The 21,444-nt window shown below is 73.3% G+C and carries 13 protein-coding genes; 10 read left to right on the top strand and 3 right to left on the bottom strand.

From position 1 onward, the window contains the following. The first annotated feature begins 9 nt into the window (after window positions 1–9). The 8 genes from IG78_RS0107535 to moeZ all read left to right on the top strand — a co-directional run bounded on the left by IG78_RS0107535 (window position 10) and on the right by moeZ (window position 10,131). A complete protein-coding gene (locus IG78_RS0107535) occupies window positions 10–1,008 on the top strand; it encodes an ABC transporter permease (protein ID WP_030560600.1) in 999 nt (332 codons plus the stop codon). Continuing rightward, the gene (locus IG78_RS0107540) at window positions 1,005–2,081 is read left to right on the top strand and encodes an ABC transporter permease (RefSeq protein WP_404827774.1); all 1,077 of its coding nucleotides are present in this window, start codon (window positions 1,005–1,007) and stop codon (window positions 2,079–2,081) included. The genes IG78_RS0107535 and IG78_RS0107540 overlap by 4 nt, the downstream gene beginning before the upstream one ends. Further along, window positions 2,078–3,742 (top strand): dipeptide ABC transporter ATP-binding protein, encoded by a 1,665-nt coding sequence (locus IG78_RS0107545; RefSeq protein WP_051852429.1) that lies wholly within the window; start codon window positions 2,078–2,080, stop codon window positions 3,740–3,742. Before IG78_RS0107540 ends, IG78_RS0107545 begins: the two co-directional genes overlap by 4 nt. A gap of 245 nt (window positions 3,743–3,987) precedes the next feature. Then, on the top strand, window positions 3,988–5,685 hold the full coding sequence (locus IG78_RS0107550; protein WP_051852430.1) for a glycosyltransferase: 1,698 nt from the start codon (window positions 3,988–3,990) through the stop codon (window positions 5,683–5,685). Continuing rightward, window positions 5,682–6,914, top strand: a complete 1,233-nt coding sequence (locus tag IG78_RS49070; protein WP_051852431.1) for a hypothetical protein — start codon at window positions 5,682–5,684, stop codon at window positions 6,912–6,914. Before IG78_RS0107550 ends, IG78_RS49070 begins: the two co-directional genes overlap by 4 nt. A gap of 209 nt (window positions 6,915–7,123) precedes the next feature. Then, window positions 7,124–8,077: an NAD-dependent epimerase/dehydratase family protein gene (locus tag IG78_RS0107560; protein ID WP_030560605.1), complete on the top strand. Its 954-nt coding sequence runs from the start codon at window positions 7,124–7,126 to the stop codon at window positions 8,075–8,077. Next, window positions 8,065–8,853 (top strand): spherulation-specific family 4 protein, encoded by a 789-nt coding sequence (locus IG78_RS0107565; RefSeq protein ID WP_030560606.1) that lies wholly within the window; start codon window positions 8,065–8,067, stop codon window positions 8,851–8,853. Before IG78_RS0107560 ends, IG78_RS0107565 begins: the two co-directional genes overlap by 13 nt. Window positions 8,854–8,952: 99 nt before the next feature. Then, window positions 8,953–10,131 (top strand): adenylyltransferase/sulfurtransferase MoeZ, encoded by a 1,179-nt coding sequence (gene moeZ / locus IG78_RS0107570; RefSeq protein WP_030560607.1) that lies wholly within the window; start codon window positions 8,953–8,955, stop codon window positions 10,129–10,131. A 156-nt stretch (window positions 10,132–10,287) separates the two neighbouring features. Here moeZ and IG78_RS0107575 read toward each other — a convergent pair whose 3' ends face one another. The 3 genes from IG78_RS0107575 to IG78_RS0107585 form a co-directional block, all read right to left on the bottom strand. Then, the gene (locus tag IG78_RS0107575) at window positions 10,288–11,856 is read right to left on the bottom strand and encodes an alpha/beta hydrolase (protein WP_030560608.1); all 1,569 of its coding nucleotides are present in this window, start codon (window positions 11,854–11,856) and stop codon (window positions 10,288–10,290) included. 143 nt (window positions 11,857–11,999) lie between these two features. Then, window positions 12,000–13,544 (bottom strand): alpha/beta hydrolase, encoded by a 1,545-nt coding sequence (locus IG78_RS0107580; protein ID WP_037686611.1) that lies wholly within the window; start codon window positions 13,542–13,544, stop codon window positions 12,000–12,002. Between the two features lie 41 nt (window positions 13,545–13,585). Continuing rightward, window positions 13,586–16,567: a lysylphosphatidylglycerol synthase transmembrane domain-containing protein gene (locus IG78_RS0107585; protein WP_078965674.1), complete on the bottom strand. Its 2,982-nt coding sequence runs from the start codon at window positions 16,565–16,567 to the stop codon at window positions 13,586–13,588. 212 nt (window positions 16,568–16,779) lie between these two features. Between IG78_RS0107585 and IG78_RS0107590 the strand changes: the two genes are divergently transcribed. Both IG78_RS0107590 and IG78_RS0107595 read left to right on the top strand, forming a co-directional pair. Further along, window positions 16,780–17,244, top strand: a complete 465-nt coding sequence (locus IG78_RS0107590) for an MGMT family protein (RefSeq protein ID WP_078965673.1) — start codon at window positions 16,780–16,782, stop codon at window positions 17,242–17,244. 168 nt (window positions 17,245–17,412) lie between these two features. Continuing rightward, window positions 17,413–21,378 (top strand): UvrD-helicase domain-containing protein, encoded by a 3,966-nt coding sequence (locus IG78_RS0107595; protein ID WP_078965672.1) that lies wholly within the window; start codon window positions 17,413–17,415, stop codon window positions 21,376–21,378. Window positions 21,379–21,444 lie beyond the last annotated feature (66 nt).

A 21,444-nucleotide genomic window follows, 5' to 3' on the forward strand; every position in this document is an offset into this window, starting at 1 on the left:
CAACCTGTCATGAGTGAGGCCCTGTTGGCCTCGGAGATCCCGGGAGCGGGCGCCACCGCGGCGCCCGCCCCCGCCTCCGGAGCCCGTCAGTTCTGGCGGCGGCTGCACACGCAGCGTGCCGCCCTCGTCGCGGCGGCAGTCGTCGCCCTGCTCGTCCTGGTGGCGCTCGCCGCGCCCCTGTTCACGGCCCTGGAGGGCCAGGACCCCACCTCGTACCACCCCGGACTCGTGGACTCCGCGCGCGGCGGAGTGCCCGTCGGGCCGCTCGGCGGGATCAGCTCCGAGCACTGGCTCGGCGTCGAACCGCAGACCGGCCGGGACCTCTTCGCGCGGCTCGTGTACGGCGCCCGCGTCTCCCTCGGCGTCGCCCTCGCGGCGACCCTGCTCCAGATCGCGATCGGCGTCACCGTGGGGCTCGCCTGCGGGCTCGGCGGCCGCCGGCTCGACCAGTCGCTCAGCCGCGCCACCGACGTCATGGTGGCGCTGCCCCTGATGGTCCTCGCGCTCGCGCTGCTCGCCGTGGTGCCGGGCGGCTTCCCGCGGCCGGTGCTCGTCGCCCTCGTCATCGGCTTCGTGGGCTGGGGCGGCGTGGCCAAGGTGGTGCGCGCCAGGGCCATCTCGCTGAAGTCGCTCGACCATGTGGCCGCGGCCCGGCTCAGCGGCTGGGGCGGCGTCCGGATCGCCCGCCGCGAGCTGCTGCCCGCGCTCGCCGCCCCCGTCATCACGTACGCCGCGCTGCTCGTCCCCGGCAACATCACCGTCGAGGCGGCCCTGTCCTTCCTCGGCGTCGGCGTCAAACCGCCCACCGCGTCCTGGGGACAGATGCTCACATCGGCCGACGTCTGGTACCAGGCGGCACCGCAGTATCTGCTGCTGCCCGCCGCCGCGCTGTTCGTGACCGTGCTCGCGCTCACCGTCCTCGGCGACGGCGTGCGTACCGCGCTCGACCCGCGGGCGGCCTCCCGGCTGCGCATCGGCACCGGCCGCAAGCGGGAGGACGGCGCATGACCACGACCGCTCCTGTCGCGGTGAAGTCCCGCGCTCTCGACCGTGCGCTCACCGGCGGGCTCGGCGGCCTGCTCGGCGGCGGCTTCACCGGTTTCGTCCTGCGCCGGGTCCTCGGCGCCGTCGTCACCCTCTTCGTCCTCTCCGCCGTCATCTACGCCGTCTTCTACGTCGCCCCCGGCGACGTCGCGCAGATCACCTGCGGTCCGCGCTGCTCGCCCGCGCAGGTGCAGCAGGTCTCCGAGCAGCTCAAGCTGGACGACCCGATATACGTGCGCTACCTGGACTTCCTGCGGGGCGTCCTCGTCGGCCAGGACTACTCGACCGGCACGGGCGTGCTGCACTGCGACGCGCCCTGCCTCGGCCTGTCGTACCGGACCGACCAGCAGGTCACCGAGCTGATCCTGAACAAGGTGCCCGTCACGGGCTCGCTCGCGATCGGCGCCATGGTGCTGTGGCTGATCCTCGGCGTCGGCACCGGTGTGCTGTCCGCCTGGCGCCGTGGCCGCCTCACCGAGCGCGTCCTGACCGCGGTGACCCTCGCGGGCACGGCCACGCCCGTCTTCGTCATTGGCCTGCTCCTGATGATCCTCGTCTGCGGCCGACTGCAATGGCTGCCGTTCCCGCAGTACGTGCCGTTCACCGACGACCCGCAGCAGTGGGCGTGGAACCTGCTTCTGCCCTGGGTGTCGCTCGCGCTCATCGAGGCCGCCAAGTACGCCCGTCTGACACGCTCGTCGATGCTGGAGACGCTCGCCGAGGACCATGTGCGGACCTTCCGCGCGTACGGCATCCGCGAGCGCTCCATCGTGGGCAGACACGCCCTGCGCGGCGCGCTCGCCCCCGTCGTCGCGCTCAGCGCCAACGACTTCGGGTCGATGTTCGGCGGCGCGCTGCTCACCGAGACGCTGTTCGGACTGCCCGGTCTGGGGCGCGAACTCGTGCAGGCGGTACGGGTCGTCGATCTGCCGGTGGTCGTCGGCATGGTCCTCGTCACCGGCTTCTTCGTGGTACTCGCCAACGCCGTCGCGGACGTTCTGTACGCGGTGGCCGACCGACGGGTGGTGCTGTCATGAGCCTCGTACGAGTCGAGGACCTGAGTGTCGGGTTCGGTGCCGTACGCGCAGTGGACTCGGTCTCCTTCACGCTGGCGCCGGGCGCCGCGCTCGGCCTCGTCGGCGAGTCGGGATCCGGCAAGTCGACCGTCGCCGCCGCGCTGCTCGGACTGCACCGGGACACCGGTGCCCGCGTGACGGGGTCCGTGCGGGTCGGCGGCGTGGACGTGGCGGCGGCCGGGGACGACGAACTGCGGCGGCTGCGCGGCGGGGTCGCCGCCATGGTCTTCCAGGACCCGCTGTCCGCGCTCGACCCCTACTTCGCGGTGGGCGACCAGATCGCCGAGGTGTACCGCGCGCACTCCGGCGCCTCACGGCGGGCGGCCCGTGCCCGCGCCGTCGACGTGCTCGGCCGGGTCGGGATCCCGGACGCCGCCCGCCGCGCCCGCTCGCGGCCGCACGAGTTCAGCGGCGGCATGCGCCAGCGCGCCCTCATCGCCATGGCCCTCGCCTGCGAGCCCGACCTCCTCATCGCCGACGAACCCACGACCGCCCTCGACGTCACCGTGCAGGCGCAGATCCTCGACCTGCTGCACGCGCTGCGCGAGGAGACCGGCATGGGCCTGCTCCTGGTCACCCACGACGTCGGCGTCGCAGCGGAGAGCGTGGACGACGTGCTCGTCATGCGGGACGGGCGCGTGGTGGAGCGCGGGGGCGTGGCCCAGGTGCTCGGGGCTCCGCGGGATGCGTACACCAGGGAGCTGCTGAGTGCGGTGCCGCGGGTGGACGGGGTACGCGGGGGGCCTTCGGGGTCCGGTGACGTGGAGGGTGCGGTGGGTGACGTCGTCGTCGAGGCCGAGGGGCTGCGGCGCGTGTTCGGGCGCGGCAGGCGGGCCTTCGCCGCCGTCGACGGGGTCTCGCTCACGGTGCGCGCGGGCGAGACGCTCGGTGTCGTCGGTGAGAGCGGCAGCGGCAAGACGACCCTCGGCCGGATGCTCGTGGGCCTCCTGGAGCCGACGTCCGGGAAACTCCGCCACGGGGGTGCGGAGAAGTCCGGCAAGGGCGTGGTGCCGGGGGTGCAGATGGTGTTCCAGGACCCCGTCTCCTCGCTCAACCCGCGGCGCTCCGTCGGCGAGTCGATCGCCGATCCGCTGCGGGCGCGCGGCGACCGCGACGAGGACGCGATCCGGGCCCGGGTGCGCGACCTGATGGCGCGCGTCGGCCTTGACCCCGCCCACTACGGCCGCTACCCGCACGAGTTCAGCGGCGGCCAGCGCCAGCGCGTCGGCATCGCCCGCGCGCTCGCCGCGAACCCGCGGCTCATCGTCTGCGACGAACCGGTATCCGCCCTCGACGTCACCACCCAGGCGCAGGTCACGGCCCTCCTCGCCGAGCTGCAACGGGAGCTCGGGCTCGCCCTGGTCTTCGTCGCGCACGACCTGGCGGTGGTTCGCCAGGTCAGCGACCGGGTCGCGGTGATGCGGAACGGGCGGATCGTCGAGCAGGGAACGGTGGACGAGGTGTACGGCTCGCCCCAGGACCCGTACACCCGGCAACTGCTCGCCGCGGTGCCCGCCCTGGATCCGGCGGTCGCCGCGGAACGGCGCGCGGCGCGCGCGGCCGGTGCGCACGCGGTGCGCGAAGACGGCGGCGCCGCGGGCAAGGAGCTGGCCGCAGCGTGACGTTCCGTGCACACGGGTGCGGCGCCTCGGGCGGAAGTGCGGCTTTTCGGCCGCTATCGCCCTGACCTGACCCCGCAATAGCGCGACGGAACGCTACCGACACGAAGAAGTTACGGCGCTTCACCCCTTTTGGTGGCGCGATGGACAACCGTCCGTCGCGCCACCGCCATGTCCGCATACCTTCGTCCCGCTGCGAGCCGCCGGCCCAACGGCGGCTCCCCATATGGGAGATCAGGGGTGCACGCGTGCGCATAGGACTGCTTACGGAGGGTGGTTATCCGTATGTGGGCGGTGAGCCGGGGCTCTGGTGCGACCGGCTCGTGCGCGGGCTCGGGCAGCACGAGTTCGTTGTGTACGCGCTGAGCCGGAGCGAGCGGCGGAAGGTGCGGGGGCCCGGCAGCCGCTCAGGCTTCGGATTCCGCTCCCGGCTCGGCGCCGGAGCCGACCCCGGGTTCGGGTTCGGGTGGCGTGCGCGGCGCAGGTTCGCCGAGTGCTTCGGTGAGCTGGCGCAGGTGCTGTGTACAGGGCCGGAGGCCGGTGCGGACCGGGCGGGCGGGAGCGGGACGGACGGCTCCGGCCAGTTGGCGGACCGTTTCGGCAGGTCGCTGTACGGGCTCGCCGAATTGGCCCGTGACGTGGCCCGTGACACCGGTGGCCTGATCGGCCCGCTGCGGTCCGAAACCGCCGTACGGGCCCTGGAGAAGGCCTGCCGCGCGCCGGGCGCACTCCGCGCCGCGCGCGCCGCCCGGGTGCCCGATCTGCTCGCCGTCGCGGACCACCTGGAGCGGGCCCTTCGCCCGTTGTCCCTCGACTGGTACGGAGACGAAGACCTGGGAGCGGTCGACCTCTGCCACGCCACGGCGGGTGGGTCCGCCGCACTGCCGGGGCTGCTCGCCAAGCACTTCGCGGGAGTACCGCTGCTGGTCACGGAGTACGGGGTGCGGTTGCGGGAGCACCATCTGGCCGGGGCTGCGAAGCCCGGCGCCGGCGGTGAGCCGGGGCTCGCGGTGCCCGCGCGTGCGCTGCTCGCGGCCTTCCAGGGCAGGCTCGCCGCCGAGGTGTACCGGCAGGCCGCGGTCATCACCTCGGGCAACGCGCACGCGCGCCGCTGGCAGGAACGGTGCGGCGCCGACCGGGCCAAGCTGCGTACGGTCCATCCCGGTCTCCCTTCGAGCCGCTTCGGCGAGGTCGGCGAACGGGAGGGACCCGGAGATCCCCGGACCCTGGTCCGGGTCGGCCGCGTCGAGCCGTCGAAGGACCTGATCTCGCTGCTCCACGCCTTCGCCGAGGTCCGCAAGGAGGAACCCGGGGCGCGTCTGCGCATCGTCGGTGCCCTCGCGGACGGGCCGCAGGCGGCGGCGTACCTCGCGCACTGCCGGGCGCTCGCCGCGCACCTGTTCCCCGACGAGGCGGACGGCGCGCACGCGGTCGGCACCAACCCGGTGTCGTTCGACGAGATCGGCGGCCCGGAGCTCCCCCGACGCGCGGACGCCTACGCGGCGGGCGGGGTGGTCGTCCTGTCCAGCGTCGTCGAGGGCTTCCCGATCAGTCTGATCGAGGCGATGTTCTGCGGGCGCGCGACGGTCTCCACGGACGTCGGCGCGGTGGTGGAGATCATCGGCGGCACCGGACTTGTGGTGCCGCCGCGCAATCCGCGGGCGCTCGCGCAGGCGTGCGTGGCGCTGCTGCGCGATCCCGGGCGCCGTGCGCGCCTGGGGGCGGCGGCGCGGGCCCGCGCGCTCGAACTCTTCACCGTCGAGCAGAACCTCGCAGCATTTGACGGCATTTACCTGGAGATCGTCTCGCACTGCCCGGTGCGCGGGGAGGCCCTGAACGAGGCGGGCGTTCCGGTCCCGTTCGCGCGCCCCGCGGAGGCGTATGTGCCGGGGCGGTGGGCGGGCGTACGCGGGCCGGGAATTGCCCTGAAGGAGGCGCTGTCATGACGCGGTGGGCGGAACGGTCGGTGGACGTGCCGCGGGCACCGGGCCCCGCGGGCGGTGCCCCCCGGCGCGGCCCGGCCGACCCCGTGAAGGCGCTCATGCACCGCCACCGCGACCTGTGCGCGCGGGCCGTGGACCCGCTGGAGATCGCCGCCGGTCTGGAGGCACACAGCGTCACCGACCGGACGGCCGCGCGGTTCCGCCACCGTGACGTGTTCACCCTGGCCGAGGAGATGTACGCCCGCTCCGGAGAGGCCGAGGAGATGTACGCCCGCTCCGGAGAGGCCGAGGAGATGTACGCCCGCTCCGGAGCGCAGGGCGAGGGCAGGCCCGGCGGACGGGGCGGCTGTGCCGGGGCGGGGGGCGGAGGGTGTTGCGGCGCCCGCGGCCCGGCCGTCGCGGGGGCGGGCACCGACCAGGAGCGGACGCGCCCCGCGGCAACCACCGGCGGCGCGCCCGCCCTCGCGGCGGCCCCCTGGCTCACGCTGCGACACGGCCCGCTGCGCCCCGCCCGCCGCGCTTCCTGGGCCGTGCACCTCTGGGTCGGCTGGCTCCTCGCGTACGCCCTCATCGGCGACGATCTGCTCGCAGCGGCCGTTTCCGGAGGACCCGCAGGACCCGCCGGACCCGCCGGACCCGCAGAATCCGCCGGACCCGCCGGGCCTCTCGTGCTCCGGCCGCCCTCGGCCGCAGTCGCCCTCGTCCTCGCGGGCGCCGTCGCCCCCGGCATGTGGTGCGCGCGGCTCTTCGCGGTACGCGCGGGCCGGTGTCTCGGCGCGAGCCGTGGCCTCGACGAATTCGCGGCCTCCGTACGCCCCTTGCTGATCGCGGTGTTCGCGTTGTTCCTGTGCGCCGTGGGCGCCCTGCTCGTCGGCGTGGGATCGCTGCGCGTGCCGGGTCCTGGCGCCCCCCTCTCCCTCGTCGGCGCCGGCGCGCTCGCCGCGCTGCTGTGGCTCGGCGGGATGCTGCGCGCCCACGGCGCACGCCGGGCGCCCGCCCTCGTGTACGCGACGGCCGCGGCGACCCAGGCCGCGGCGGTGGGCCTGGTGTGCGCCGCCCGCCTGCCGGGCTGCGGCTCCCTCGCCGCGCCGGTCGAGCGCCTGTTCGCCGCGGGCGGCACCGGCGCGGTCCCGGCCCTCGTATGCGCCGCCGGAGCCGCGGCGCTCCTGGTGCACGCCGTCCGCGTCCTCGGCCGGGCCTCCGCACACGCCCCCGCGGGCGGTGCGCGGTGAGCGCCTTACCCGCACTCCGTCGGCCCGGGCCGCCCACAGACACCGTCACGGTCACGCCCCGGTCCCCGCCGTGACGCCCCGCGCGGCCGCCGAGTCGGCCCGGGACCTTCCCGCCTCCGTCCGTCCCTTTCTCGAACACGGCAACATCTTGAAGGAGAAACGCAGATGACCACCCCCAGCCTCCGAGCGAGTGTCCCGGGAGCCGCCCGATGAGGGTGCTGCTGATCGGAGCCAACGGATACCTCGGCCGGTTCGTCGCGGACCGGCTGCTCGCCGACCCGGCGGTACAGCTCACCGCCCTCGGACGGGGCGACGACTCGGACGTACGGTTCGACCTCTCGAGCGGCAGCCCCGGGGCGCTCACCCGCTTCCTGGACGCCGTACATCCGGGCGTCGTCATCAACTGCGCCGGTGCCACCCGCGGCGGCGCCCGCGACCTCACCCGGCACAACACCGTCGCCGTCGCCACCATCTGCGAGGCCCTGCGCCGCAGCGGCTGCGGCGCCCGCCTGGTGCAGCTCGGCTGCGGCGCCGAGTACGGCCCGAGCCAGCCGGGGTCGTCCACGGCCGAGGACGCCGTACCCCGCCCAGGCGGCCCGTACGGCGTCAGCAAGCTCGCCGCCACCGAACTCGTCCTCGGCTCGGGCCTCGACGCCGTCGTCCTGCGGGTGTTCTCGCCCGCGGGCCCCGGCACCCCTGCGGGCTCGCCGCTCGGCCGCCTGGCCGAGGCGATGCGGCGCGCCATGCAGGCAGGCGACGGCGAACTCAAACTCGGCGGACTCGGCGTCCAGCGGGACTTCATCGACGTACGCGACATCGCCCGCGCCGTGCACGCGGCCTCCCTGTCCGCCGCGCAGGGCGTCGTCAACATCGGCTCCGGGCGTGCCGTGAAGCTGCGGGACGCGGCGGCCGTCCTCGCCCGCGTCGCGGGCTACGGCGGTGCCCTGCACGAACTCGACCAGCCCCCGGGCCGGCCCGTCATCGGCCACCCCCGCCCCGACCCCGACCACGTGGCCCCGACCGCCTACCCCTACCCGGACGGCTGCGGAAGCTGGCAGCAGGCCGACGTGCGCACCGCCCGCGACCGGCTCGGCTGGCGGCCCCGTATCAACCTGGAAGAGTCCCTGGCCGACATCTGGATGGAGGCGGCATGCCGCATCTGAGCGGCGCGGCCACGGGCGTCGCCCGGACCGGCCTGCGCGTCGGGTTCGGCGTGCCCGGCTTCGCACACCCCCTGCTCGCCACCACCGAATGGGCCGAACTCACCCGCCCCGGGACCCCGCTGCACTGGGTTGTCCTGAATGTGCACAACGGTCCGGGTGGCCGCCCCGACCCGCACTGCCTGGAAGCGGCCGGGAAGCTGCGGAACGCCGGGGTCCGTGTCCTCGGGCGGCTCGACGTGACGTACGGCGCCCGCTCCTTCGGCGAGCTGGTCTCCGACGCCCACCGCTACCTCGACTGGTACCTCGTCGACGGGTTCTTCCTCGGCCGCTGCCCCACCGGGCGCACGGACCTGCCGGAGGTCGCGCGCACGGTGACCACGCTGCGCGCGCTGCTCGGGGGCGGGCCCGGCCACGGGCACATCGTCCTCGGCCACGGCTCCCACCCGAGCCCCGGATACGCGGACACCGCCGACCAGTTGGTGACCTTCGCCGGCCCCTGGAGCCGGTACCGCTGGTCGCAGGCGGCCGAGTGGACCGCCGACCATCCACCCGAGCGCTTCTGCCATCTCGTCCACGGAGTGCCGCTCGGTCATCTCGACGAGGCCCTGCGCGTGGCCCGCTGGCAAGGCGCGTCGACGATCTACTTCACCGACCGCACCGACCGCACCTACCGCGAAGACCGCACCGACGGCGGCCCCACGGTCGACCCGTGGGAGTCCCTGCCCGGTTACTGGGACGAAATCGTCTCGCGCATCGGACCAGGTGTCTCGGAATGAAGAAGGCCGTGGCAGTGTTACCAGGAGAACAAGCGTCCCCCGGTCCGGCGCTGCCAGGACCGGGGGACTTCGATCGCACTTTCGACCAACGGAGTCCCCGTGTCGCTGCCACCCCTGGTCGAGCCAGCATCTGAGCTCACCGTCGACGAGGTCCGCAGGTACTCCCGCCACCTGATCATCCCGGACGTCGGGATGGACGGGCAGAAGCGGCTGAAGAACGCCAAGGTGCTCTGTGTCGGCGCCGGCGGCCTGGGGTCGCCGGCGCTGATGTACCTCGCGGCGGCGGGCGTAGGCACCCTCGGCATCGTGGAGTTCGACGAGGTCGACGAGTCGAATCTGCAGCGCCAGATCATCCACAGCCAGGCCGACATCGGCCGTTCCAAGGCCGAGTCCGCCAAGGACTCGGTCCTCGGCATCAACCCGTACGTGAACGTGGTCCTTCACCAGGAGCGGCTCGAGGCCGACAATGTGATGGACATCTTCAGCCAGTACGACCTGATCGTCGACGGCACGGACAACTTCGCCACGCGTTACCTGGTCAACGACGCGTGCGTGCTGCTCAACAAGCCCTACGTATGGGGCTCCATCTACCGCTTCGACGGCCAGGCCTCGGTGTTCTGGTCCGAGCACGGGCCGTGCTACCGCTGCCTGTACCCGGAGCCCCCGCCGCCCGGCATGGTGCCGTCCTGCGCCGAGGGCGGCGTGCTCGGCGTGCTGTGCGCGTCCATCGGCTCCATCCAGGTCAACGAGGCCATCAAGCTCCTCGCGGGCATCGGCGAGCCGCTCGTCGGCCGCCTGATGATCTACGACGCCCTGGAGATGCAGTACCGCCAGGTCAAGGTCCGCAAGGACCCGGACTGCGCGGTCTGCGGCGAGAACCCCACCGTCACCGAGCTCATCGACTACGAGGCCTTCTGCGGCGTCGTCTCCGAAGAGGCCCAGGAGGCGGCGGCCGGTTCGACGATCACTCCCAAGCAGCTCAAGGAGTGGATCGACGCCGACGAGAAGATCGAGATCATCGACGTCCGCGAGCAGAACGAGTACGAGATCGTCTCCATTCCGGGCGCCAGGCTGATCCCGAAGAACGAGTTCCTCATGGGCACCGCCCTGGAGTCGCTTCCGCAGGACAAGAAGATCGTCTTGCACTGCAAGACGGGTGTCCGCAGTGCGGAGGTCCTCGCCGTGCTCAAGTCCGCGGGCTTCGCGGACGCCGTGCACGTCGGCGGCGGTGTGATCGGCTGGGTCCACCAGATCGAGCCGGAGAAGCCGGTCTACTAGAGAGAAGCCGGTCTACTAGAAGGCGGCTCCGCCTCTTCTTCACGCGGCCTCCCCGCAAAGCTTGAGGCTTCCCCGGGCCCCGCTCACCTTCCGGTGGGCGGGGCCTTCGGCTGCCCGGGGCCGGTCCGCGGCCAACCTTCCCGGCAGGGCCGGTGCTCAGGACTCGCAGACCTTGTTGTCCTGGGGGACCTTGCCGTCCAGGAGGTAGCCGTTCACCGCGTCGTCGACGCACGTGCTGCCGTTGCCGTACGCCCCGTGGCCCTCGCCCTTCCAGGTCAGGTGCACGCCGACGCCCTTGCCCAGCTCGTCCGCCATCTTGCGCGCGCCCTCGTAGGGCGTGGCCGGGTCGCCGGTGTTGCCGACGACGAGGACCGGGGCGGCGCCGGGGGCGCTCACCTCCGGGGTGTCGTTGAGCCCTTCGACCGGCCAGTCGTGGCACCAGCCCGCCGTGTCCCAGCCCATGAACGCGCCGAACACCGGCGATATCTCACGGAACCGGTCAAGCCCTGCCTTGGCCTGCGCGGGCGTCGGCCGCTCCTTGGCGTCGCGGCAGGCGATGGCGCGCTGCGAGTGGCTCTGGGTGCTGTAACGCCCGGAAGCGTCCCGTTCGTTGTACGCGTCGGCCAGTTCGAGCAGGGCAGTGCCGTCGCCCTTCTCGGCCTCCTCCAGGGCGTTGGTCAGGGCGGGCCAGGTCTGCTTGCTGTACAGCGTGACCGTTATGCCGGTCGTCGCCAGGGACTCGCTGAGCTTCCGCCCGGGGGTGTCCGTACGCAGCGGCTCGGCGTCGATGCGGCGCAGCAGGTCGACGATCTTCTTCGAGCCTGCCCTCGGTTCCTGGCCGTTGGCCTTCAGGTAGTTCTCCAGGGCGCGCTGGAAGCCCCTGGCCTGGTTCTCGGCGTGGCCCACGGCGCCCGATGTCGGGTCCACCACGGCGTCGAGCGTGAGACGGCCGACCTTCTTGGGGAACAAGTGGGCGTACGTCCCCCCGAGTTCGGTGCCGTACGAGATGCCGAAGTAGTGCAGCTTGCTGTCGCCGAGCACCTGGCGCAGCACGTCCATGTCGCGGGCGGCCTCGGCCGTCGAGATGTGCGGGAGCAGCTTCTTCGCGGTCCGGGCGCAGCCGGCGCCGAAGTCCGTGGCGTCCTTGAGATACGCGCGTTCCTCGGCCGGGGTGTCCGGGGTGGGGTCGGTGTTCTCCGCCGCCTGGGTCTGCTTGTCGCTGCGGCAGCGCACGCCCTCGCTGGCCGCGACCCCGCGCGGGTCGAAGCTCACCAGGTCGTAGCGCTCGCGCAGCTTGGTGTACTGGTCGCCGAAGGACGGCAGCATGGAGACGCCGGAGCCGCCGGGGCCGCCGAAGTTGAACAGGAGCGAACCGATGCGGTCGCCCTTGCCGGTGGACCTGGCACGGATCAGCGCGATGCCGATCGTCTCGCCGTCGGGCTTCGCGTAGTCGAGCGGGACCTTGAGCGTCGTGCACTGCCACTCGTCGCCCGGCGCCGCGTCGCCGCCCGAGGCCTTGCAGCGCCCCCAGTCGAGCTTCTGCGACGTGAGGGAGGCGGGCAGGGTGGACGAGGGGTCGGGCCGCGGCGCCGGATCGGCCCCCGAGGGCCCGGGCCGCTTCGCGTCGTCCTTGTCGTCGTCCGACGAGCCCCCGCATCCGACGGCGAGCCCGGCCACCAGGACCCCAGCGGCGGCCAGAGCGGCTGACCGTACGAAACGCGGCATGACGCTTCCCCCCTCGCAAGACAGTCAGCCCATAGTAGGCACGGCCACTGACAACGGTTCGGGCGGGCGGAGCGCGTACGCTGCGCGGGCGAAGTGCGTACGCAAGGGCGGGCGGAGTGCGTACGCTGCGCGGGCGGAGCGGCTCAGGCGCAGACGGTGCCCCTCTTCGGCACCGTGCCCTCCAGCAGATAGCCGTCCACGGCTCCGCGTACGCACGTGTTCTTGCTGTCGTACGCCCCGTGCCCCTGGCCCTTGTACGTCAGCTCGACGCCGACGCCCTCGCCGAGGGAGTCGGCCATCTTGCGCGCGCCCTCGTAGGGCGTGGCCGGGTCGCCGGTGTTGCCGATGACGAGGACGGGCGCCGACCCGGGGGCCCGCACGTCGGGGCGGTCGGCGGCGCCTTCGACGGGCCAGTCGGTGCAGTTGACCATGCCCCACGCGAGGTAGTCGCCGAAGAGCGGGGAGGCCTCGCGGAACTCGGGCAGCTTCGCCTCGACATCGCCGGGCGTGTAACGGGGTCTGTCGTCGGCGCAGTTGATGGCGACGTTGGCGGCCTGGATGTTGCTGTACTCGCCGTCCTCGTTGCGTCCGTTCATCGAGTCGGAAAGGACCATGAGGATCTTGCCGTCGCCGTCGTAGGCGTCCTCCAGGCCCTGGGCCAGATAGGGCCAGAAGTCCTGGGAGTACAGGGCCTGGGCGATGCCGTTCGTCGCCGCCGTCTGGGTCAGCTCGCGCGGCGGCAGACCGGGTAGCGGCTTTCTGTCGAGGTCCTTCAGGAGGCCCGCGATACGGTTCTTCACGTCCTGTTCGCTGTCGCCGACGGGGCAGTCCTCCTCCTTCGAAGCGCAGTCCTTCGCGAAGTTGTCGAGCGCCCGCTGAAACCCTCTCGCCTGTCCGAGCGAGCCCTGCTCCGGTGTCTGTGTCGGGTCGACGACGGCGTCGAAGACCGCGCGGCCCACCTTCTTGGGGAACAAGTGGGCATACACGCCACCCAGTTCGGTGCCGTACGAGATGCCGAAGTAGTGCAGCTTGTCGTCGCCGAGCACCTGCCGCATCAGGTCCATGTCGCGGGCCGCGTCGGTGGTGCGCACATGAGGGAGCACCTTCTTGGAGTTCTTCTCGCACGCCTCGTTGAACTTCTTGACGTTGTCGATGAGCTTCGTCCGCTCGGCGCCGTCGTCGGGCGTGGCGTCCTGCTGGTAGTACGCGTCGAGTTCCTCGTCGTCCTCGCACTCCACGGCCTCGCTGCGGCCCACCCCGCGCGGATCGAAGCTCACCAGGTCGTAGCGGGTGCGAAGCTTCGCGTAGTCCGAGCCGAACGCGGGCAGCGAGGTCACGCCGGAGCCGCCGGGGCCGCCGAAGTTGAAGACGAGCGAGCCGATGCGCCTGTCCTTGTCGCTCGCCCGGGCGCGGATCAGCGCGATGTCCAGGGTGTCGCCCTTGGGCTCGTCCCAGTCGCGCGGTGCCTTCATGGTGGCGCACTGCCACTCGGCGCCGCCGGGCAGCGGAGACGGGGCGTCGCCGCCGCCCTCCGCCGCGGACGGCGCCGGACAGTCCTGCCAGCGGAGCTTCTGGTCCGCCGACGCCTTGTCCGCGCCCCCGTCGGAGCCGGAGTCTCCGCAGGCCGTGAGCGCGGCGGTCAGCAGGGCGGCGGTGGCGGCCAGGGCCTTGGCGCGCGGCGGGAGCATGGGCATGGCTCCATCCTGCGGCGGGGGCCGTCAGGGCGCTCCTACAACAGCCCCTTACGGGTGAGGTGGTTGAAGAACAGCCAGCCGGGGAGCACCGGCAGCCACAACGTGAGGAGCCGGTACAGGAGCACCGCGGGCGCCGCCACGTCCTTCGGCACGCCCACCGCGATCAGGCCGAGCGTCAGCGTCGCCTCCACCGCGCCGACACCGCCCGGTGTGGGTGCGGCCGAGCCGAGCGCGTTGCCCGCGAGGAAGACCACGGCGACGCTGGCCAGGCTCAGCGTGCCCATCTCCTCGCTCGCGAAGGCCCGCACCGAGGCGTCGAGGCACAGCACGAACAGGAACGTCAGGAGCAGCATGCCGCCGATGCCGGTGAGCAGCTTCTGCGGCCGCTGGAGGACGTCGAGCATGCGCGGCACGACACCGGCGAACAGCGACCGCACGCGCGTGGCCACGAATTTCCGCAGGAACGGGATGGCGGTCACCACCAGGACGAGGACCGCGACAGTGAGGAGGCCCGCGATGACCGTCCTCGACGGCGTCAGGGTCGGCGTCTTCTGCGTACCCGTGACGTAACCGAACACCAGAAGGAGCAGGATGTGCGAACCGAGGCCGAAGAGCTGGGAGGCGCCGACGCTCGCCACCGCGAGCCCGGAGCGCACGCCGGAGCGCTGGAGGAAGCGGGTGTTCAGCGCGACACCGCCCACCGCCGCCGGTGCCACGATCTTCACGAACGACCCGGCGACCTGTGCGGACACGGCCCGCAGGAACGGCACCCGCTCCGGTACGAAGCCGAGCAGGCTCATGGCGGCCGCGAAGTAGCTCAGCGCCGAGAACGCCACGGCCGCGGCGACCCAGCCCCACTCGGCCTCTCCGAAGATGGTGCCGAACTCGACGTGCGTCAGTTGGGACAGCAGGAAGTAGGCACCGAAGGCACCGGCGATGAAGCTGATCAGGGTGCGCGGCCTGATCCGCTCGAGCTGTGCCGGTTCCACGGGTGCCGTGGGCCGGATCAGGAGCACCTGGTGGCGGATCTGTGTGAGCAGATCCTCCTCACGCGCCTGTTCGAGCGCTTCGTCCATGGCCTGCTTCTCGGCCTGCTTCTCCGCCCGGTCGGCCTTGCGTGCGGCGGCGACCACGGCCGCCTCTTCGGAGGCACCGTCGGTCTCCGCCTCCGCCTCCGCGCGCGCGAGTTTCGCGCTCCGGGAGGCCTCCAGGACCGCCTCGCGCTCCCGCTCGGCGCGCTCACGGGCCAGCCTGCGCAGCGTGCCGCGCGTGGAGCGGGTCAGGGCGATCGGCTGGAGCATCGGCATACAGTCCGCGACGGCGTCGGGGCCGAGGACGTCCACCGCGGTGGCGACGGCCCGCTCGGCGCCGACACGCAGGCCGAACGCCGTCAGGAGCTGGGCGATGTCCATGCGCAGGACGAGGTCGCCGGCCGCGATCTCACCGCCGCGCAGGTCGGTCAGGATGACCGTGCCGGAACGATCCACCAGGATCGCGTCGCCGGCGAGCCTGCGGTGTGCGATGCGCCGCGACTGGAGGGCCCTGACCTGTCGCCAGGTGTCGCGAAGCAGATCGTCGGTGAGCGCGGTGTCCGGCAGCGAGTCCAGGGAGCGGCCGCCCGTGTGCTCGTAGACGAGGATCACGGCGTCCGGGCCGAGCTCGGAGGTGGCGATCAGCTTCGGGGCGTTCGCCCCCGCGGCGATCGCCGCGTACGCGAGCAGGGCCTCCTGTTCGAGGGCCTGGCGCAGCGACTGGAGGCTGCGGCGCTGGGTGATGCCGCGCAGCGTGAGCCTGCGCCACACGCGGTAGAAGAACCCCTGCGCCTGCTGCTCACGGTCGATGACCGTGACGTCGAGGGGTGGTCCCTCCTCCAGCGTCACGAAGTACCGCCGGCCGCGGTCGGTGCTCTGGTCGGACGACTCACCGGTGTCCTCGCGGGCCGCGCTCACCGGCCGGAAGCCGACGTGCCGCAGGCCCGCGAGCAGCGTCTGGCCGGTGGGCTGCACATTCGGCGAGCCCACGGCGTACAGCGTGCCGTAGGCCACGGACCAGCCGATGAGGACCGTCAGAATGATCGAGAACGGTGTGGTGTTGCCCGAGACCAGCATGGTGAAGGCTTCGAGCAGCAGCACCACGAGCAGGACGACGCGCCAGCGCGGCCTGCGGGACATGCCCACCGCGGTCATGTACGCGATGACCGGCGCGAGATAGCCGTGCACCGGGTCGGTGAGCGAGTGGACGTCGCCCGGCGACGGCTGGGTGAGCGCGTCCTGGATGGACCCGGGCGCGGCCTTGGCGACCCATAGGTCGGTGGCCAGTGTCACGCCGTGCGCGAGGACGGCCGCGAGCACGCCGTCGGCGATGCGCAGGCCGTCCCGTTTGATCAGGCGCTCGATGGCGAACGCCACCGGGACGAGCAGCACACCGATGCTCGCGGTGAGTCCCGCCAGTTTCATCAGCAGGTCCGGGGGCTCGCCCGTGCCCGCGTTGATGTCCTGCTCCAGGCCCGAGGTGGTGCCGTGGGCGAACGCGGAGATCGCCAGCAGCACGGCGATCGCCAGGACGCCGACGAGCAGCCGCATGAGGTCGGAGGGGCGGTGCACGCGCGCGGGGAGGAGGGGTTCGTCGCCCTCCACGCGTTCGGAGTGCGCTTCCTCTTCTTCGTCACCGCAGGGGGAGAGGGGGTCACCGCAGGGGGTGGGGGTGGCTTCGCCGGGGGCGGTGGCAGTGGCGGTGGCGGTGGCAGTGGCAGTGGCAGTGGCGGTGGGATCGGCGTCGGGTTCGGTGTGAGCTGTGTCCGGCTCCGACTCCGGCTCCGGGTCCGACTCCGGCTCCGGGTCTGCCTTCGGGGCCGGGTCCGGCTTCGGGTCCGGGTCCGCGGGGGACCCGACTGGCTCCGGCTGTTCTCCGGTGGTCTCCGACTGCTGCTGCCGGTCGTCGTCCGGCTTCAGCGGGGGCTCACCGGTGCCGGGGCGCGCCGGGTCCGCAGGGGTGCCTGCCGTCTTGTCGGAATGCACGCCCTGCTGCTCCGTAGCTTCTTCTTGATCTCGTATCACCAGTCACCGCCCGCACGATGGTGGCATGCCCCGCTGACAACGGGGGGCATCAGGGGGCGTTCCGGGGGCGCGATACGGTCACGATTTGCCGCTTCGTCCCGTGTCGTCCACCCTGTCGCACCCTCCGCCGCGAGGCGGCCGCGGTGTCGGTGCCATGCGGCAGGATGGTCAGGATGAGCGAGGAGAGCCGGCCGGCGCCGGAGCTGCCGGAGTACGCGGAACGGGTCCTGGACGTGGCGGAGCGAATCCCTCCGGGGCGGGTGATGACCTACGGAGACGTCGCCGAGTGGCTGGAGGAGGGCGGTCCCCGTCAGGTCGGCCGGGTGATGGCCCTCTACGGAAGCGCGGTGCCGTGGTGGCGAGTGGTCAGGTCGGACGGCGTGCTGCTGCCGGGGCACGAACTGCGGGCCCTCGCGGAGTACCGCGCGGAGAGCACCCCGCTGCGGGAGGCGCACCGTACGGCCGGGGGGAGCCTGCCGCGCCTCGACATGCGCAGAGCGCGCTGGGACGGCGCTGCGACAGACGTGAACGGCGCGGCAGATGTAAACGGTGCGACAGGTGTGAGCGGTGCGCCACATGCGGGCGCCGCGACAGATGGGGGCACCGCGACGGGCGTGGCTCCGGAGGCTCACGGCTGACAGCTTCCGCCATACGGCGTCCCGGAGGCGGCCAGGTGGCCCGTCCGGGGGAAGCCGCCCGTCCCACGCGCCCGCTGGCGTAGCGTCGACCACACGCATGCACTCTCACTCCGCGGCTGTCACGCAGCCGCACCTCGACCAGTACACCCACCAGGACCGGCGATCCACGTGAGCTCCACTTCATCCGCCCGGCACACCGAGCACCCTCGGCACGCCCGGCACCTGTCGCACCCCCAGGTACGACAGGGGACCACGGGTGCCTACCGCCTGGTGCGTACGCCGCCGGTTTCCGCGGACCCCCCTCACCTGGACGCACGACAGCGTGCCGTGGTTGACCACGCGGGCGGTCCGCTGCTCGTTCTCGCTGGTCCGGGCACCGGCAAGACCACCACCCTGGTGGAGTCGGTGGCCGCGCGGGTGGCCAAGGGGACGGATCCCGAGCGGGTCCTTGTGCTCACGTTCAGCCGCAGGGCGGCGGTCGAGCTGCGCGACCGCATGGCGCACCGCATAGGTGCCACCGACGCCCCGCAGGCGACCACGTTCCACTCGTTCTGCTACGCCCTCGTCCGCGCCCACCAGGACGCCGACCTCTTCGTGGAACCCCTGCGCCTGCTTTCAGGACCCGAGCAGGACGTGGCGGTACGAGAACTCCTCACCGGCCAGTCCGACCTCGCCCGGGAGGGCCTCGCGCGGGTGCGGTGGCCGGACGAGCTGCGCGCCTGCCTGACCACGCGCGGCTTCGCCGACGAGGTGCGTGCCGTGCTCGCGCGCAGCCGGGAGCTCGGCCTCGGCCCGGCCGCCCTTGACGACTTCGCCCGGCGTGGCGGCCGGCCGGACTGGCGGGCGGCGGCGGCGTTCCTCGCCGAGTACCTGGACGTGCTCGACATGCAGGGGGTGCTCGACTACGCCGAGCTGGTGCACCGGGCGGTGCTGCTCGCCCGCAGGCCGGAGGTCGCGAGGGCGCTCGCCGCGCAGTACGACGCGGTGTACGTGGACGAGTACCAGGACACGGACCCGGCGCAGGTCCGGTTGCTGCACGCCCTCGGGGGCGGTGGCCGGGACCTGATCGCCTTCGGAGACCCCGACCAGTCGATCTACGCCTTCCGCGGCGCCGATGTGAACGGCATCCTCCGCTTCCCCGAGGACTTTCCGCGCGCGGACGGCACTCCGGCGCCGGTGGAGGTCCTGACGACGTCCCGGAGGTCGGGGGAGCGGCTGCTGGCGGCGACCCGCCTGATCACCGCGCGCATGCCGCTCAGCCGACTGCCCGCGCGGCAGGTGCGGGCCCACCGCGAGCTCGTGGCCGTCAGGGACGGCGGCCGCGTCGACGTGCGTACGTACCCCACGGCCGGGGCGGAGCTCGACAACATCGCGGACATCCTGCGCCGCGCGCACCTGGAGGACGGCGTCCCCTGGAACGAGATGGCCGTCCTCGTCCGCGCGGGCACCCGCACCATCCCCTCCTTCCGCCGAAGCCTCACCGCGGCGGGTGTGCCCCTGGACATAGACGGCGACGACATGGCCCTGCGCCACGAGCCCGCGGTGACGGCCCTGCTGACGGCCCTACGGGCGGTGGCACGGGCGGAGTCCGGGGAGGGGGTCCTGCCGGACGGGGCGGGGGAGCCGGGCGTGGGCGACGCCCCGGGACCTGCCGCACCGGGAGAGCCGGAGACCCTCAGGGCCGCCTCCGGGCTCACGGAGCCGGAAGGGCCGCGGGCCCGCAGCGCTGCCTCCGAGCCCGCACAGCCGGACCAGGCGCGGGAGCCGGGAGCTGGCGCCGAGGCCGGGGAGTCGGACGAGCCGGAGGCGCCGGGTGCTGGCGCTGGGGCCGGGGAGCCGGACCAGGCGCAGGAGCCGCGTGCTGCCGCCGAGGCCGGGGAGTCGGACGAGCCGGAGGCTCCGGGCGCTGGCGCTGGGGCCGGGGAGCCGGACGTGGTGAAGGAGCCGCGTGTTGCCGCCGGTGCCGGGGAGTTGGACGAGCTGGAGGCGCCGGGCGCTGGCGCTGGCGCTGGCGCTGGGGCCCGGGAGCCGGACGCGGCGCAGGAGCCGCGCGTCGCCGCCGAGGCCGGGGAGTTGGACGAGCCGGAGGAGCCGGGTGCTGGCGCCGAGGCTGGGGAGCCGGACGCGGAAAAGGAGCCGCGTGCTGGCGTCGGGGTCGCGGAGCCCGGCGAGGTGGGAGCGTCCCGTACGCCCGTGACCCCCGCCTGGCTCGACACCGAGACGGCCCTCGCGCTGCTCACCTCCCCGCTGGCAGCCATGGACACCGCCGACCTCCGGCGGCTCGGGCGGGCCCTGCGCGAGGAGGAGCGGGCCGCGGGCAATCACCTGCCCCCGCCCTCCGACGAGCTCCTCGCCCGGGCCCTGGCCGAGCCGGAGCGCCTCGCCGCGCACGACCCCGCGTACGCGAAGGGCGCCCAGCGCCTCGGCGCGCTCATGAGCCGGGCCAGGAAGCGGCTCGCGGACGGCGGCACGGCGGACCAGGCGCTGTGGGACCTGTGGGACGGCACGCCCTGGCCGCGCCGCCTGGAGCGCGCGGCCCGACGCGGCGGCGCGGCGGGCCGCAACGCCGACCGCGACCTCGACGCGGTCTGCGCCCTGTTCGCCACCGCGGCCCGCGCGGAGGAGCGCACCGGCGGCCGGGGCACCCTGAACTTCCTCGACGAGATCGAGGCCCAGGACATCGCCGCGGACACGCTCACGCGCCGCACGGTGCGCCCCGACGCCGTACGCCTGATGACGGCGCACCGCTCCAAGGGACTCGAATGGCACCTGGTCGTGGTGGCCGGGGTCCAGGAAGGCCTCTGGCCCGACCTGCGCCGCCGCGGCTCCCTCCTGGAGGCCGACCGCATCGGACGTGACGGCATCGCGGAGCCCCTGACCCCGGGAGCACTCCTCTCCGAAGAGCGCAGGCTGTTCTACGTAGCCACCACCCGCGCGCGGGAACGCCTCGTCGTCACCGCCGTCAAGGCGGCCGCCGACGACGGTGACCAGCCCTCCCGGTTCCTCACCGAGCTCGGCGTCGAGCCCAAGGACGTGGCAGGGCGCCCGCGCCGCCCCCTGTCCGTGGCCGCGCTCGTCGCGGAACTGCGCGCCACCACCGTGGACCCGCACGCCTCGGACGCCCTGCGCGAGGCGGCCGCCCAGCGCCTGGCCCGCCTCGCAGGACTGAGCGACGCCGACGGGCGCCCCCTCGTGCCGTCCGCGCACCCCTACCGCTGGTGGGGCATGTTCGACCCGACGGCGAGCGCGGTGCCCCTCAGGGACCGCGACAAGCCGGTCGTGCTGTCCGGCAGCGCACTGGACCAGCTCGCCAACACCTGCGCCCTGCAGTGGTTCCTGGGCCGCGAGGTGAAGGCCGACGCCCCGGCGACCGCGGCCCAGGGCTTCGGCAACGTCGTGCACGTCCTGGCCGACGAAGTCGCCTCCGGGCGGACACCCGCCGACCTGGACGTGCTCATGGAGCGCCTCGAATCGGTGTGGGACGCCCTGGCCTTCGACGCCCCCTGGAAGTCGGAGCAGGAGAAGGGCCACGCGCGCGAGGCACTCGAACGCTTCCTCCAGTGGCACGTCAGCGGCGCCCACGCAGGCCGCACGCCCATGGCCAGTGAGCACGACTTCGACGTGACCCTGGAGGCGGGCGCCTACGAAGTACGCGTACGAGGCTCCATGGACCGCGTCGAGCGCGACGGCGAAGGCCGCGCCTACGTAGTGGACTTCAAGACCGGCAAGCACACCCCGAGCGCCGCCGACGTCGCCCGCCACCCCCAGTTGGCCGTCTACCAGCTTGCGGTCCGCGAGGGCGCGGCCGACGACGTCTTCGAAGGCATACGTCCCGACGTGGGCGGCGCGGAACTGGTGCACCTGCGCCAGGGCGCCGCCAAGAAGGACGGCGGTGACGCACTGCCCAAGGTGCAGGCCCAGGGGCCGCTGGACGGCGGCGCGGGCGACCCGGGGGAGAGCCAGGAGGGCGCCGCGGAGGACAGCCGTGGCGACTGGATCGGGGGTCTCCTCGCCACGGCCGCGGGCAAGGTCCTCGACGAGCGCTTCACACCCGCGACGGGCCAGCACTGCACGCACTGCGCCTTCCGCGCCTCGTGCAGCGCCCGCCCGGAGGGCCGCCAGGTCGTCGATTGACCCATCGGCCCTGACCGCCGCACAGGCAATCTAGAGTTTCAGCCGAGGTGCTGCTCGCAGCGCCCG

Origin of the sequence: Streptomyces aureocirculatus (assembly GCF_000720475.1) — a bacterium.
Lineage (GTDB): Bacteria > Actinomycetota > Actinomycetes > Streptomycetales > Streptomycetaceae > Streptomyces > Streptomyces aureocirculatus.